At 42.7% G+C, this 15,437-nt stretch carries 10 protein-coding genes; 8 read left to right on the forward strand and 2 right to left on the reverse strand.

What is annotated here, in order from left to right; translation table 11 throughout:
* Positions 1 to 62 precede the first annotated feature (62 nt).
* The 6 genes from V7137_RS26485 to V7137_RS26510 all read left to right on the forward strand — a co-directional run bounded on the left by V7137_RS26485 (position 63) and on the right by V7137_RS26510 (position 10,666).
* The gene (locus V7137_RS26485) at positions 63 to 5,117 is read left to right on the forward strand and encodes a cadherin domain-containing protein (RefSeq protein WP_335700835.1); all 5,055 of its coding nucleotides are present in this window, start codon (positions 63 to 65) and stop codon (positions 5,115 to 5,117) included.
* Between the two features lie 153 nt (positions 5,118 to 5,270).
* Positions 5,271 to 6,134, forward strand: coding sequence for an HAD family hydrolase (locus V7137_RS26490; protein WP_335700836.1), 864 nt, complete (start codon positions 5,271 to 5,273; stop codon positions 6,132 to 6,134).
* A gap of 134 nt (positions 6,135 to 6,268) precedes the next feature.
* A complete protein-coding gene (murQ, locus tag V7137_RS26495; protein ID WP_335700837.1) occupies positions 6,269 to 7,177 on the forward strand; it encodes an N-acetylmuramic acid 6-phosphate etherase in 909 nt (302 codons plus the stop codon).
* Positions 7,178 to 7,201: 24 nt separating this feature from the next.
* A complete protein-coding gene (locus V7137_RS26500) occupies positions 7,202 to 8,056 on the forward strand; it encodes a MurR/RpiR family transcriptional regulator (protein ID WP_335700838.1) in 855 nt (284 codons plus the stop codon).
* Between the two features lie 244 nt (positions 8,057 to 8,300).
* Positions 8,301 to 9,662, forward strand: a complete 1,362-nt coding sequence (locus V7137_RS26505) for a PTS transporter subunit EIIC (RefSeq protein ID WP_335700839.1) — start codon at positions 8,301 to 8,303, stop codon at positions 9,660 to 9,662.
* Positions 9,659 to 10,666 carry a MupG family TIM beta-alpha barrel fold protein gene (locus V7137_RS26510; protein ID WP_335700840.1) on the forward strand — a complete coding sequence of 336 codons (1,008 nt, stop codon included), beginning with the start codon at positions 9,659 to 9,661 and terminating at the stop codon, positions 10,664 to 10,666. The genes V7137_RS26505 and V7137_RS26510 overlap by 4 nt, the downstream gene beginning before the upstream one ends.
* A gap of 496 nt (positions 10,667 to 11,162) precedes the next feature.
* On the opposite strand, the gene V7137_RS26515 is transcribed toward V7137_RS26510, so the two are convergent.
* A complete protein-coding gene (locus V7137_RS26515; RefSeq protein WP_335700841.1) occupies positions 11,163 to 11,453 on the reverse strand; it encodes a c-type cytochrome in 291 nt (96 codons plus the stop codon).
* A gap of 342 nt (positions 11,454 to 11,795) precedes the next feature.
* On the opposite strand from V7137_RS26515, the gene V7137_RS26520 reads away from it, so the two are divergent.
* Entirely contained in the window at positions 11,796 to 13,772 is a 1,977-nt protein-coding gene (locus tag V7137_RS26520) for a S9 family peptidase (protein ID WP_335700842.1), read from the forward strand.
* Between the two features lie 49 nt (positions 13,773 to 13,821).
* Positions 13,822 to 13,890, forward strand: a complete 69-nt coding sequence (locus V7137_RS30810; protein ID WP_420490184.1) for a hypothetical protein — start codon at positions 13,822 to 13,824, stop codon at positions 13,888 to 13,890.
* Positions 13,891 to 14,060: 170 nt separating this feature from the next.
* Here V7137_RS30810 and V7137_RS26525 read toward each other — a convergent pair whose 3' ends face one another.
* Positions 14,061 to 15,227: a GntR family transcriptional regulator gene (locus tag V7137_RS26525; protein WP_335700843.1), complete on the reverse strand. Its 1,167-nt coding sequence runs from the start codon at positions 15,225 to 15,227 to the stop codon at positions 14,061 to 14,063.
* Between the last annotated feature and the right edge of the window lie 210 nt (positions 15,228 to 15,437).

Raw genomic sequence — 15,437 nt, forward strand, 5'->3', positions numbered from 1 at the left:
AGCGGAAATCAACAGGCAAGTTTAACAGAGCCAACCTGAAAAGAAGGGGATGGAATAATCACTTGAAACAATTGAATTTTAAAGTACTTGTTGCATGGGTTTTGGTCATACAACTGGCCTTGCTGGGGCCAGTCAATACCATTCAGCATTCTTCCGCAGCAAGTCAAACGATGTCAGAACAAATAATCCATGAATTTAGTCAAAATACGTGGGCCTATAATCATTTATTTACTAGTCCAAGCGGACAGCTTTATCTTTCCCATGTGAAAAATAATACTGAGATCGTCGTGAAAAAATGGAGCCAAGGTACGTGGGATGAGCTTACATCGATTAAGACGAGTGCCACTGGTGATACCAATTTTAATGGTGTTTCTGACTTAGCTGTTGATGCAAACGAACGTGTCCATGTGGCCTTTTTATTTGAAAAAGGAACAGGTTTGACGAGCCAAAGGGGCGTTAAATACGGTGTCTATCAAAACGGAAGCTGGTCTTTTCAAACTGTCGACAGTGCTTCTGACACATGGGGCTGGAAAAACATGTTTGAGCCTAGTATCGCGATTGATAGCAATGGCAAGGCCCATGTCGTTTATATGTACAATGATGCAAACGACCCGCGGAAATATGAAATTCGGTATGCTACCAACCAATCTGGTTCGTGGGTAGTGCAGACCCTTGCTAGTGGGGCCAATTCGAAAGATGAAGTAAAAGACCCACAAATTGAAGTCGACCGACAGAATAAGATACATATTACGTATGTCAAAGAAGATAATCAGAATAGTTATTATGGAAATTATTATTACACTCACAAGCTAACTAGTGGGACTACATTCTCCGCTCCAGAAAAAATTGTCGATGCGGTATCGGATCAAAAAGGATATTACTACACCCCATTTGTAGTTGATGCTGCTGGAAAAATTTCTTTCGCTTATTATCAAGGCAATAGTTACTCTAGTAATCTTGCAAATGAAACCTTTATCACCCATATTCAAACCAATCAATCAGGTACCTGGACCGACGAGGTCGTTTACTCGGATCAAACGAAAATTACCTATCCTGTCCAAGTAACGAAAGCTGGTTCAAAGAATGTTCTATTGATGTATTCCGCCTCGAAAAATTCGGCCGCACCATCACCAAGTTTTTTCGCGATGGAAAAGGATGGAGGAGCATGGACGAAAGGGACAGCGGAAGTGACCCCGAGTATAACCACTCAGACTCCAAGAGAAATCACCTATTCAATTGATCAGAATGGCAATATTAAGGTGGTTCTATTAGATAACGGTTTACGAAAAATATCGTTTCTAAGTGGAACAGGCGCAGACTTTGGCTTGAGCTTTAAGTCTAGTAATGCCGGTTTAAATCAGTTAACCGTGAGTCCTGGGGGCTTGCAGCCTGGATTTAGCCCTTCCATCACCAACTACACCACGACAGTAGGGCACGCGGTTCAAACAATCACTGTTACCCCAACGTCCGCGGACTCCAAGTCAACGGTCACTGTCAATGGGTTACCTGTTGCTAGTGGAAGTTCAGCATCTATTCCATTAAATGTGGGAAGCAATTCGATTACCGTTGTTGTAACGGCCGAAAATGGAACCACTAAAGTCTATTCCGTAACCGTTACTAGAGAGGCACCATCAAATAATGCGAATTTGAGTCATTTAACCGTCAGTACAGGGAACTTAAGCCCTTCATTTGATGCGGCAACCCAGCAATATCAGGTGAGCGTTCCTGCTAGTACCAATCAGATTCGTGTCACTCCAATGGTCGCGGATGATACAGCGACCGTGACGGTGGATGGCCAAGCTATACCAAGTGGTCAGGATTCAAATCCAATTAATCTGGAACCCGGCGAAAATCCGATTCCTGTCGTCGTTACTGCACAAGACGGAACCACTAAGCCCTATACGGTGATCGTGAAACGAAATCAACCTCCAACGGCAGCCGACAAGACCCTGACCGTTGATGAAAATGCGGAAAACGGAACCATTGCAGGGATTTTACCAGCGAGTGATGCAGAGGGCCAACCACTGACCTACAGCATTTTAGCAGGGAATACGAACAATATTTTTGTGTTAAATTCGGCGACCGGAGAAATCAAGGTAGCGGAGGGCAGTCTATTAGACTATGAAACAACCCAGTCCTATACATTAACGGTCCAAGTCAGTGATGGAATCGATCAAACAACAGCACATGTAAAAATAAATGTGAAGGATCGTAATGATAACAGCCCCGTTCCAAAAGGGTTTACGGCAACGATTGCTGAAAATGCAGCAAATGGAACAACGGTTGGAACCGTAACGGCAACGGATGTGGACACAGAAAATCTCTTTACGTACAAAATTAATGCAGGAAACACTTCTGGCGCGTTTGCGATTGACGCCAATACTGGAAAAATAACGGTCGCGGACGCTAGCAAACTAGATTATGAAACGATCAGGAATTTTTCCTTAACGGTACAAGTTAGTGACGGTGCCAATACGGCCGACACAACCGTGACCATCGACTTAACCAATCTGAATGACAATACACCAGTTGCCCATGATGCGAGCTTTACTGTCAATGAAAATGCCGCCACTGGAACCGTCGTTGGGACAGTTACGGGCAGTGATGCTGATGGTGACCCGCTCCAGTATACAATTGTTTTAGGAAATGAAAAGGGTGCCTTTACGATTAATCCGACCTCTGGAGAGATTGTCGTATTAGACGAGAGCCAACTAGATTATGAAGCGAATCCATCCTATACATTAACGGTTCAAGCTAGTGATACGGTTTTACCGAAGAATCGATTGCTTACGCCTTATAAGGTATACACTTCCTTGTTTGCGGCTAGTACGACCAAAACGGATTTAGCCGCGATTACCATTCATCTAAATGATCTAAATGATAATCGTCCCGTTCCTAAAGCTTTTACTAAAAACATCGATGAAAATAGTGCGAACGGTATATCCGTTGGAACAGTCACCGCTACTGACGCAGATGCGGGCAGCACGTTTACCTATACTATTAAAGACGGAAACTCAGCAGGTGCGTTTACGATTGATCCTTCTAGTGGTGAAATCACTGTTGCTGATGCGACCAAACTAGACTATGAAACCGTCAAGAATTTTAACCTGCATGTAGAAGTAAGTGATGGAACCAATACAGCTGAAACAACAGTGACAGTCAACTTAACTAATCTAAATGACAATTCACCAGTTGCGGAAGATGGAGCCTTTACGATTGAAGAAAATAAAGCAGCCAATACAGTCATTGGTTCTGTTAAGTCAAGTGATGCAGATGGAGATCTCTTGATCTACAAAATTATGAGCGGAAACCAAGTAGGTGTTTTTGCGATTGACGCTAGTAATGGAGAACTGACGGTTTCGGATCACACACAACTAGACTATGAAACGAACAAGAGTTTTACTCTAACCGTACAAGTAAGTGATGGGGCATCGAGTGCAGAGGCTGGAGTAACCATTAACCTAACTAATTTAAATGATACGATACCAGTTGTGAAGGATGGGAAATTTTCAATTGATGAAAATGCCGGAAATGGGTCAGCCGTCGGCACGATTGAAGCAAGTGATGCAGATGGAGATTCCCTCAGCTATCAGATTACGAGTGGAAATGGAACAAATGCGTTCACGATTGATGCTGCTACTGGAAAAATTACCGTAGCGGACAGCAGCTATCTAGATTTCGAAGAATACCAGAACTATAAGCTAACGGTAAAAGTAAGCGATGGAATCCATACAGCTGATTCAGCGGTAACCATCGACCTAACCAATCTGAATGACAATCCACCGGTCGCCGATGATGCATCGTTTACGATCGATGAACAGGCTGCAAATGGAACCGTGTTAGGAAAGGTTACGGCACGTGATGACGATGGAGATGCTCTTACGTATTCGATTGCATCAGGAAATGACAAGGGTATTTTTACCATTAACGATACAACTGGAGAATTGACTGTTGTAGATGGTTCCTTGTTAGATGCGGCAACTCAAGCTGTGCACACCCTTTCGATTGATGTAAGTGATGGACAACATACGGCTGCTTCTACCGTGACCGTTCATCTCCTCTCAAGTGATGCAGCGCTAAGTAGTTTAACAAGTAGTAAGGGCAAGTTGGACCCGGAATTTAAACCTGGAACAACTCAATATCGGTTGACGGTAGGGGAAGGTATTCATAGTCTCAAACTAACCCCAACCACCACAAATGCAAACGCAACAGTGAAAATAAACGGGAAAACAATCTTGAGTGGGCAAGAAAGTGATGAAATCGCGTTAAATTTCGGGAAAAACAAAATTACCATCGAAGTAACCGCTCAAAATGGCAAAAAAGTGACTTACACCCTCACGGTCATGCGGTTAAAACTCGTTGTTACAACCGTGCCTGTCCTTAATGGAAAAACCGGAACTGTGCCGGATGAAGATGTGGAATTGCTTGATGATAACGGAACACTAGTGGTTGAATTAAAGAAGGATCTGTCTCATCTCAAATTTACAACTAAGCAACTAGAAACGTTAATCAATCGACATGTACGAATAAAGATTGTAAAAGAAGAGGTTGAACTGTCGATTCCGGCGACTAATTTTGAAAAAGGAAAAGACCTTATCATTAGTTTAGAAAAACTAGAGAAAAATCCGAAGAACCTTCCTTTTTCCAATTTCGCGATCAGTGCCGTATATGACTTCACCATTTTACAAGGCGATAACATCATCCGTCAGTTTGACCAGGGAATTGAATTAAGGTTTTCAACGGCAAAGGCTGATCAAGCCGCCAAAGTGTATTACTGGAACGAAGAAAAGAAAAAATGGGAGCTCGTAGGCGGAACGTACGATAATGGTCAGATTAAAACATCGACGCACCACTTTAGTACATTTGCCGTATTTAATCCGAAAGATCTAGGGGCTGCAAAACCACCAATCAATCCAGAAGGACCAGATACGGGCAAAACGCCAACAACCGATACAGGAACACCTGATACCGATAAAAAACCATCATCCAAATCGGATCTACCAACAACAGCCACCAACATGTATAACTGGCTGTTTGCAGGTATCTTTGTTATGATCCTCGGAGGAGCCTTGCTCGTCATCCAACGAGTAAGACGAAGCGACGAAAATATTCATTAACAAAATGGCTGAATCAAAGTCGAGTAAGAACATGACTTTGATTCGGCTTTTTTTATGTTCTGGGGGTGGATGAGTATCTATATTTATTTTGAAATTAAATTTCAGCCATATTATATTAAGTACAAAATAAAATTACATTAGGGGGATTCATAGGTGAAATATAGACTATTAGCAACGGATTTGGATGGCACATTATTTAACGATCACAAAGAGATTGATGTGGAAACCATTGAGGCCATTCATGAGTATCGCCGAAAAGGGGGAAGAGTGGTTATCTGCAGCGGGCGCTCACCGCTTTCCACTCAATGGATTGCCCGAACGATTGGGCTTAAGGGGGAGCCGATCATTGCGTACAATGGGGCGATCCTTATCGATGAGAAGGGAGAGGTAAGTGAGCAATCGGTTTTTTCAATGGAACCACTCATCAGTTTTTGGGAATTATGTGAGGCGGAGGGCATCTATGCTCATTTTTATGAAGGGGATACGCTCCTGGTCCCGCAGGTAAATAAATGGAATGAGAACTGGATTGAAAATAACATTCCCACTCTCGAAAAATCAGGGGGAGAACAGCAACATTGTCAAAGCTTTCGTAAAAAATGCCAGGTGAAAGTGGTCGAGGACTTTTACCAATACTTAAAGGAACAGGAGCGGAACATTACCAAAATTGCCGTATTTGATGATGGGAATAAGCTCGCGGATTTTACCAAACGGCTAAAGGAACAAGTAAAGGAGATGGAAATTAGCAGCAGTTTTAATTTTGTTAATTTAGAAATAACGCCTGGTGGTGTGACGAAGGCATCGGCCCTTGTAAAGCTTACCGAGCGGCTGGGAATTCCACTCTCACAAACGGCGGCCATTGGCGATAATTATAATGATGCCCTTATGCTCTCGGCTGCAGGCCTGGGAATTGCGATGGGGAATGCGCCTGAAAAGGTGAGGCAATTAGTGGATCAGGTGACGGGAACGAATAACGAGGCCGGGGTTGCGAAGGCCATCCACCGCTATTTACTTAAATAAATTCTGATATATTGTTTTGAAATAACATTTCAAATTTTATATAAAAATATTGAAATTTAATTTCAGTAAGCATATAATAAATGTACGGTAACCGTTTTCATCCCAGAATAGACTTACAGGAGGATTTCGATAAAATGGCAGAAAATCTTGAATTATTAACGACGGAATCACGAAATGAACAGTCCATGCAGATAGATACAGCAAATCCAATTGAAATATTACGAATCATGAATGAACAAGATCAACTAGTTGCGTTTGCAGTCAAGGAAGTTTTACCAGATGTGGAGGCGGCCGTTCAATTTGTGTTTGAATCCTTTAAAAACGGCGGACGTCTCATTTATTTAGGTGCAGGCACGAGCGGACGGTTAGGGGTTCTTGATGCAGTCGAATGTCCGCCTACCTTCAGCACGGATCCTGAAATGGTCCAAGGGATTATAGCAGGGGGAGAACGCGCCTTTCTGAAAGCAGTCGAAGGAGCGGAGGATCAGCCTGATCTTGGAGTAAGTGATTTGAAGGAGTTGGGTCTGACCAAACATGATACCGTTATTGGCATTGCAGCCAGCGGTCGGACACCTTATGTGATTGGAGCCCTTCGCTATGCGCGAAGCATTGGAGCGAAAACCGTTGCTCTTTCCTGCAATAAAAATGCGGCGATTAGTAAGGAAGCTGACCAAAGCATCGAAGTCATTGTCGGTCCAGAGGTGCTGACTGGTTCCACACGATTGAAAGCGGGAACCGCCCATAAAATGATTTTGAACATGATTTCAACCTCTTCCATGATCCTTTTAGGAAAAGCCTATGAGAATTTAATGGTGGATGTTCATGTCAGCAATCAAAAATTAAAGGAACGGGCGATCGGCATCATCCGCAAAATTACTGGGGTTTCGTATGAACAGGCATTGGAGACACTAGAGGCATCCGATCTACAAGTCAAAACGGCGATTGTGATGATTAAAACGAATACGAACAAGCAAGCAGCAGAAAAATTATTAACCGAAGCGAATGGCTATGTAAAAAAAGCCATCCAAAACGTAGCAGAGTAAATTTTTTTAAAGGTGGTCTTTGGTGTGGCAGCAGGCGGGTTAAAAATGATACGAAATATGCTGGAACAGCTTCCAGCATCCGAGCGGAAAATTGCTGAATTTATTCTTAGTAATCCGCAAGCGATTCTAAATTGTACCGTCCATGATATAGGCTTGCATGCCCATACAAGTGGTGCGGCGGTGATTCGGATGTGTAAATCACTGGGCTTAAATGGCTTTCAAGATTTAAAGGTACGAATTGCGGCGGATCTAGTTAAACCAGTGGAACAAGGGTACCGTGACATTGAGCCTGGTGAATCGTTTTTCTCTATCGCTCAAAAGACAACCAGCAATAGTATCCAAAGCATCCGCGACTCGGAAGAGATGATCAATTATGATGAATTGGAACGTGCTGTTCACACCTTGTCGGCTGCTCAAAATGTTCATTTTTTTGGAATTGGGGCTTCCAATATCATTGCTAAGGACGCGCAGCAAAAGCTCCTTAGAGTTCATAAAAATGCAACCGCTTTTACGGATACACATCTTGTCGCTACCTTAATTGCCAATGCCAATAAGGATGATCTCGTGTTTGGAATTTCCCACTCAGGAGAAACGACTGAAGTAATTAAAGTCATGTCACTCGCAAAAGAGCGCGGCGTTAAGACGATTAGTTTAACGAAGTACGGACAATCAACGGTCTCAGACCTGGCCGATATTAATTTGTTTACCGCTCATTCAGGAGAGGCTCCATTTCGAAGTGCAGCCACTTCCTCACGCCTTGCGCAATTATATCTGATGGATATTTTATTTTTATCGATGGCGACTGTCCAATATGAGGATACGATTGCCTCCATTGATAAAACAAGAGAAGCGATCCGGTTTATCAAAGAAGGGAAATAGTCTTTCAGGAGGTGATGTGAAGACCTTGTCTTTCGCAATAATGACTTGGGGCATTCAGTTCACTTTTGTAAAGGCTCTTTTCGTAAACTTTGTTGCTTTTGGAGCTTTATAAGTGTCATTTACTAAGTTCCTAGGCAATTTTTTGCAAATGTTCTTACGAAAAGATGCCACGAAGCATCAAGTTATACGGGTTGATGAATTTTTACGAAAACAACATTAAACAACAGAGAGAAGGGGAATTTGCATGACTGGAGAGAATAAAATTTTAGCAGAAAAGATTCTTGAACAATTAGGCGGCCCAGCGAATATTGACAATTACACTCATTGTATGACAAGACTTCGTGTCACACCAAAGGATAACACGCTTGTCGACAAAGCGGCGATTAAGAAAATAGAGGGAGTCATGGGCGTGGTCGAAGAAGAAACACTCCAAATTATCCTTGGCCCTGGGAAAGTAAATAGAGTGACAGAAGAGTTTGGTAGATTGATAGAGGCTGCTGGCGGAATTGATTTAAAAGAAAAGGCAGCCAGCAAAAAGGCTGAAATTAACCAAAAGAATGCCACACCCTTTAAATTGTTTTTACGAAAAATCGCCAGTATTTTCATTCCGTTAATCCCAGCCCTTGTTGCATCAGGTTTGATTACAGGTATCACCAAAGCGATCGTTCAAGCGGGCTGGTTAGCAGCGGATTCTCAATTAGCGACGATCTTGTCAGTGATTGGAAGTGGCTTATTTGGTTATCTTGGTATTTTAGTGGGTACCAATGCTGCAAAAGAATTCGGTGGTTCACCAGCACTTGGGGCGATTGCCGGTATTTTAATCATAAATCCAGCTGTAGCAGGAATTAAATTGTTTGATACCGCCTTACTTCCTGGGCGCGGCGGCTTAATTGGTGTTCTTTTTGCAGCAATCTTTATGGCCCTAGTTGAAAAACGAGTTCGTCGTTATGTTCCACAATCTCTTGACCTTTTTATCACACCAACGGTTGCTTTATTGATTACTGGTATTGTAACTTATCTTGTCTTTATGCCGCTTGGTGGTTTTGTGTCAGACGCGATTACAAAAGGATTAACTTCATTGCTTGATGTGGGTGGAATTGTAGCTGGATTTGTTCTTGGAGCAACCTTCCTGCCGCTCGTTGTCACAGGTTTACATCAGGGGTTAACCCCGATTCATCTGGAGTTAATCAATACGCTTGGAAATGACCCGCTTCTGCCAATCTTGGCGATGGGTGGGGCAGCACAAGTCGGAGCTGCGTTTGCGATTTACTTTAAAACGAAGAAAAAACGCTTAAAAAGAGCGATTGGCGGGGGGCTTCCTGCAGGAATTCTCGGCATTGGCGAACCGCTAATTTTCGGTGTAACCTTACCATTAGGCCGTCCATTCTTAACTGCCTGCTTGGGTGCAGGTGTCGGCGGTGCGTTCCAGGCCGTGTTCCATGTAGCCACAATTGCGGTAGGGGTTTCTGGTTTACCGCTAGCCTTCCTAGTCGTTTCAGGGCAAGTCCTGCTTTATCTGCTTGGTGTGTTAATTTCTTATGGTGCTGGTTTCTTGTTCACCTATTTATTTGGCTTCAATGATGACATGGCCGGTGAATTTGATTGATTGGTATTTCCTTTTATTTAAATGATCCTTTAGCAGAAGAGCGGATTAGGCTTGCTGGAAAAATGGGTGTGAGGCGGGCGTTTACGTCGCTTCACATCCCTGAAGAGTCAGGAAATTTAGCGGCCCGCGCTCAACAGCTTCTTCAAACAGCAAAAGAAGTGGGAATAGACGTTTATGCAGATGTATCGGCACGAACACCAGACCATTTAGGATTGGAAAGCTTATCTTCGTTAAAATCTTTAGGGGTAATCGGTTTGCGTTTGGATGACTTTTTTGCAAATGAAACGATTTTGAACCTGGCTAAGGAATTCAAATTGGCGCTTAATGCCAGCATTTTGTTTGAGGAAGATGTGCATGCGCTCCTTGAGGGCGGTTTAGAGCCGAGTCAGCTGCTTGCTTGGCATAATTTCTATCCAAGGCGCGAAACGGGCTTGGCGGAATCATTTTTTGGAGAGCAAAATGAGCTTTTTAGACGGTATAGGATTCCGGTCAGTGCGTATATTCCAGGGGATGGAGAGAAACGCGGCCCATTGTTTGAAGGGCTGCCAACCTTAGAAGCGCATCGTGAAGTCGATCCTTATCGGGCTGCACTGGAGTTATTCAGGGCGGGTGCCCAGGATGTCTATATCGGCGATCCCGAGGTAAGTGAGGACCTTCTTCAGCGATTAATCGACTTGGATTGTCATCACCGTGTTTCGATCCGAATCGAAGGTTTTCAAGAGGGAGAGTTCCGGCTCCGGCCTGATTTTTCCCGTGATGTTCTTCGGTTTATGGATACGAGAAGTTCAAGCGCTGTCGTCGCTGAAAATACAGTGGCACGGCCGATGGGGACGATTACCAGAGATAATGACCTCTATGGACGATATCGCGGCGAGGTACAAATCACGCTTCACGACCTTCCAGCTGATGAGCGAGTCAATGTGGTTGGAAGGATAATAGAAGCGGATGTGCCGCTTCTTTCCTTGCTACGGCCGGGCCAAATCGTAAAACTGGTGCGGGTTTGATTTGATTGAGTGTCTTAAAACGAAGAATGGCGCGAAGTTTTCTCGTAGCCATTCTTTTTTGTTGTTTTAAGAGATTTCGGATGGGAAGCTGTCCGAATAGGGCTCGCATTCGGACAAGGCAAGGTGATTTCGGGAGGAAGCTGTCCGAATAGGGCCCACATTCGGACAAGGCAAGGTGATTTCGGATGTAAGCTGTCCGAATAGGGCTCGCTTTCGGACAAGGCAAGGTGATTTCGGATGTAAGCTGTCTGAATAGAGCCCACTTCGGACAAGGCAAGGTGATTTTGGATGTAAGTTGTCCGAATGAGCTCTGCATTCGGACAGGCTGGCCAAGGTGATCTTGAGTGAATGCTGTCTGAATCCCACCCGCATACGTACAATCCTAAGTAATCTCCCACCTCTCTTGTCCGAATAGTTTTCCTCCACCACCATGTCCTATTAATCAACCAACAAAAAAAGACTAGGAGTCTTCTCCTAATCCTTCCTAGTCCTCAATTTATTTCTCCATAAGCCATTTCGTAACAATCTCTGATTTTTCTTCATCTAATAGATTACCAGGCATTTTTTTTGTGCCTTCGTTCACTATTTTCAGGACTTCAGCTTCTGAATACTTACTTTTCATATTTACGATAGTCGGACCCACAGCCCCTTGTAAATTCTCCCCGTGACAAGCTGCACAACTTTCCTTATAGAGCGATTCTCCATCCATGGCGGTACTAGAATTACCTGATGAACAGCCGGTTAATAATAAGAGCATTAGTGCAAAAACAGCCCAAAGTCGATTCACGATGTTTCCTCCAAACACATAATAATGTCCTTATCTACATCTTAATGGAATCTCGGTGTTAAAAATCGCCTCAATTATGAATAAAAATGTAAACTTTATCGACCACAGCCTTTTTGCTTGTTAGACCGGGCGATTCCGCTTTTATTATAAGTCCTGATCCACCGCCTAGGGTCTCGGGTCATAAGCCCATTCGTCCTGAGGGGACTGTTCATGAGGACAGAAATCCAAAAGAAAATGCAAAACTTGTCCACATGAAATTAACAGATACTCATTTAAAAGGAAAAATTTTTCCGGTGTCGAAATAAGTTAGAAGGTAATTTATTGATACTGGGGGTATCGAGGATGGCAGGAAGCAAAGGAATCGCAGCAGAGGATTTATATCGATTAAAGTCAGTGGTTAATCCACAGTTTTCACCAGATGGACAGTCATTTGTTTATGTACAGACCACGATTGATAAAGAGAACGACGAATATCAGTCGCAAATCTTTTTTCAAACGCTTGAAAAGGGGGCCGAGTCTGTCCAATGGACATTTGGAAAAGGCAAGAATCATACACCGCGCTGGTCACCTGATGGGTCTGAGCTCGTTTTTGTCTCGAATCGGAGCGGCAAGAATCAAATTTATGTATTGAGTGTAAAAGGCGGCGAGGCGAGGCAAGTAACCTTTCTGCCAAGTGGAGCGAGCAATCCTATCTGGTCTCCGGATGGATTGACGCTGGCGTTTAGTACTTCCTTAAAATCTACTAAAACTGTTTTCGATCCCGAGGAGAAGAAACAAGAGAGACCTGTGCCGCTGGAAGTGACAAAAATGAGATATAAATCGGATGGTGAAGGATTTTGGCGGGGGCATTTTAAACAAGTGGCCGTTGTGAATGTTCAAAACGGAGAAGTAACACAGCTAACCACGGGTGATTATGATGTGAGTTTATATTGTTGGTCCCCGGATGGGAAGTTTCTTGCGGTAGGTGCAGATGTAACAGAAGAAGCTGATTTATCGTTTAAGAATGATGTTTATCTTTTAAATATCGATAGTAAAGAATTATCCCCTGTAACTAACGGAACAGGCTATTTTGGAAACGTGTCTTGGTCGCCGGACGGTAAATACCTTGGCATGATAGGGCATGAGCGAGAATATCAAAATGCTAGTCTCTCAAAAATTTGGCTTTATCAGATTGATACAGGAGGTTTCTCTTGTTTATCACCTGAATGGGATGTTCCTGTCGGTGATTACATGGTAGTTGACTTCCAGCAAGGAGCATCCTCACCGGGGGTAATTTGGGCAGGGAACAGCCAAGGTTTTTATTTTATCGCCTCAGAGCATGGAAGTACCAATATTTACTTTGGCGATCTGAAAAACGGAGTGAAGCCAGTTCTTGTTGGTGAGCAGCACGTCTATGGATTGTCCGTTGATTCAAATTCAGGACAAGCGATTGTAGCGATCAGTTCCCCGACAGAGATTGGTGATTTGTACTTGTTATCCCTAAACGGGGAGGGCACGCTTGAGAGACTGACCGAGGTGAATGATATCCAGGATGTGGTTCTCTCCCAGCCAGAACCGATTGAATATGAAGGAGCAAATGGCAGGAAGATTCATGGCTGGATCTTGAAGCCGATTGGTTTTGAAGAGGGTAAAAAATATCCGTTACTCCTTGAGATTCATGGCGGTCCGCATGCGATGTATGGGAATACGTATATGAATGAATTTCAAATTTTAGCTGGGGAAGGGTATGCGGTCTTGTACGTAAATCCACGCGGCAGTCACGGTTATGGCCAGGATTTTGTTAATGCGGTTCGCGGCGATTACGGCGGTGGCGACTATCAGGATTTGATGCTTGCCGTTGAATATGTGTTAGCACAGTTTGATTTTATTGATGAAACCCGTCTGGGGGTAACAGGCGGCAGTTACGGTGGTTTCATGACGAACTGGATTGTCGGACATTCCAACCGCTTTAAAGCTGCGGTAACCCAGCGTTCCATTTCGAATTGGATTAGTTTTTATGGAGTCAGTGATATTGGCTATTATTTTACAGAATGGCAAATCGATGGTGACTTCCGCGATGTTCCAAAGCTGTGGAAACATTCGCCGCTTGCGTATGTGGAAAACATGGAGACGCCATTATTAATCCTTCATAGTGAAAAAGATTACCGCTGTCCGATCGAGCAGGCGGAACAATTGTTTATTTCATTAAAGAGATTGGGAAAGAAAGCCAAGCTTGTCCGTTTCCCTGAAGAAAATCATGAGCTATCGAGAAGCGGAAGACCAAGTTTGCGCAAAAGCCGATTAGATTATATTGTGGAGTGGTTCCGAGCGGAAATCTAATATAAGGGTCGTCCCCGTCTGCTAAAAGTTATGCACAGAAACACATTTCATTGTCCCTGTGGGGATAGGGGAATTTGAAATAAGTGGGAATGGCCAATTGATTGTATCCCATAAATAATAAAAGTTTGATGCTATACAAATAAGCCACCTGAGTGAGAGCTCAGGTGGCTTATTTGTATTTTTAAAACGTGCACAAATGAAGAGAATGGATAAATTTTAGATTATATGGAAAAAGCTTATCTCTTTCCCTAGAGGTAATATCCCTATCCATAAACAGCCAATCACATCCTAGGAACGAAAGTGGGCAGGCAGGGTTATATTTGATACGGTATTACCTTCAACCAATTGGAAATTTATCATATTTTGTATAGGTGCATTTTCTCCATCAATTTGTTTGAGGAGTAATTCTACTGTTTTTGTTCCAATTAAATCTTCATCTTGTCGAATATGCGTGAAATTTAAATCATTATACAGCGCTCCGGGATGATCGAAGCAAGCTATCGAATAATCATTTGGAATGGATTTTCCAAGTGATTTAAGTACTTGTGCGAGTACACATGCTATTTCATACTCACAAGCAATGAATGCTGTTATATCTGAATTTTCCTCGATGAATTTCCGTAATTTTATTTGATCTTCAAAAAACTCATCTGATTGATTAAACATCGGCGATGTACTGAACATATCGGTTAATAAATAATTTGGACTAACCCCAATTCCCTTTTGCGAATAAGCGGTCATAAATCCTTGAATTCTCTCTTCGATTGATGAGGTAAATTCCTCTGGTGGGGAAACGAACGCAATATGCTTATGTCCCTGAGAAAACAGATATTGAGTTAGGCTTTGAGCGGCTGTCTTATTGTCCGTATAAACGGCACAAGCTGGTATTCCTTTTAAATGCCTGTCTATTAAGACGAGGGGAAATCCCTCAAGTACCAATCGCAATAAGCTTGCGGTGTAATGCTGCCCGTTGACTGGATAAATAATGATCCCTTTCACCTGGTGCTGAATCATTGTGTTTATGGCTTCTTCCTCTTCTTCTTGGCTCCCATATGTCAACTTAACCAACAAGTTCAAACTCAATTCTGAGCAGCGTTTCTCAATATTTCTCAGCATTTTCCTGCCAAAAAAATCCGAAAAGAATTCTGGGATGATCACGCCTATTAACCCATTCACTGCTTGACCTTGCCGGACACTTTGCTCGTCATCGTTCTTTGGAACGAGTGCTCCAAAATCAGGAAGTGTGTCCGATACAAAGGAACCCTTACCTCGAATGCGTTCTATTGCTCCGATTTGCACTAATTTATCAAGCGCTTTTTTTGAAGTAATTCTACTGACTTGATATTGGTCTGCCAATTCTTTCTCGGTGGGAACCTGATCCCTTAGTTGTAATTGACCAGTCTCAATCTGTTTTAATAAATTAAGATAAATTTTTTCATATAATGGGGTTTCCATCTTTATATCCTCATCCTTAATAATCGTCATAATGATATATTAAATATATTATATATTACAACTATTAACAATACATTTTTTTACGTTGTATGAATCCTATCTATATCATAATGGAAAATAATTGATATATTTTAAGATCAATTAGGTTAAAGGTCCAAAAGATAATAAAAAAAATCGGGATGATATTACTAGGACGTAGTACTTTTATAT

The organism is Neobacillus drentensis (assembly GCF_036962765.1).
Lineage (GTDB): Bacteria > Bacillota > Bacilli > Bacillales > Cytobacillaceae > Neobacillus > Neobacillus drentensis_C.

Coding starts and splice junctions, on each gene's coding strand:
- murQ (WP_335700837.1), top strand. CDS start 6,269: ATGGCAGAAAATCTTGAATTATTAACGACGGAATCACGAAATGAACAG.
- V7137_RS26505 (WP_335700839.1), top strand. CDS start 8,301: ATGACTGGAGAGAATAAAATTTTAGCAGAAAAGATTCTTGAACAATTA.
- V7137_RS26520 (WP_335700842.1), top strand. CDS start 11,796: ATGGCAGGAAGCAAAGGAATCGCAGCAGAGGATTTATATCGATTAAAG.
- V7137_RS26525 (WP_335700843.1), bottom strand. CDS start 15,227: ATGGAAACCCCATTATATGAAAAAATTTATCTTAATTTATTAAAACAG.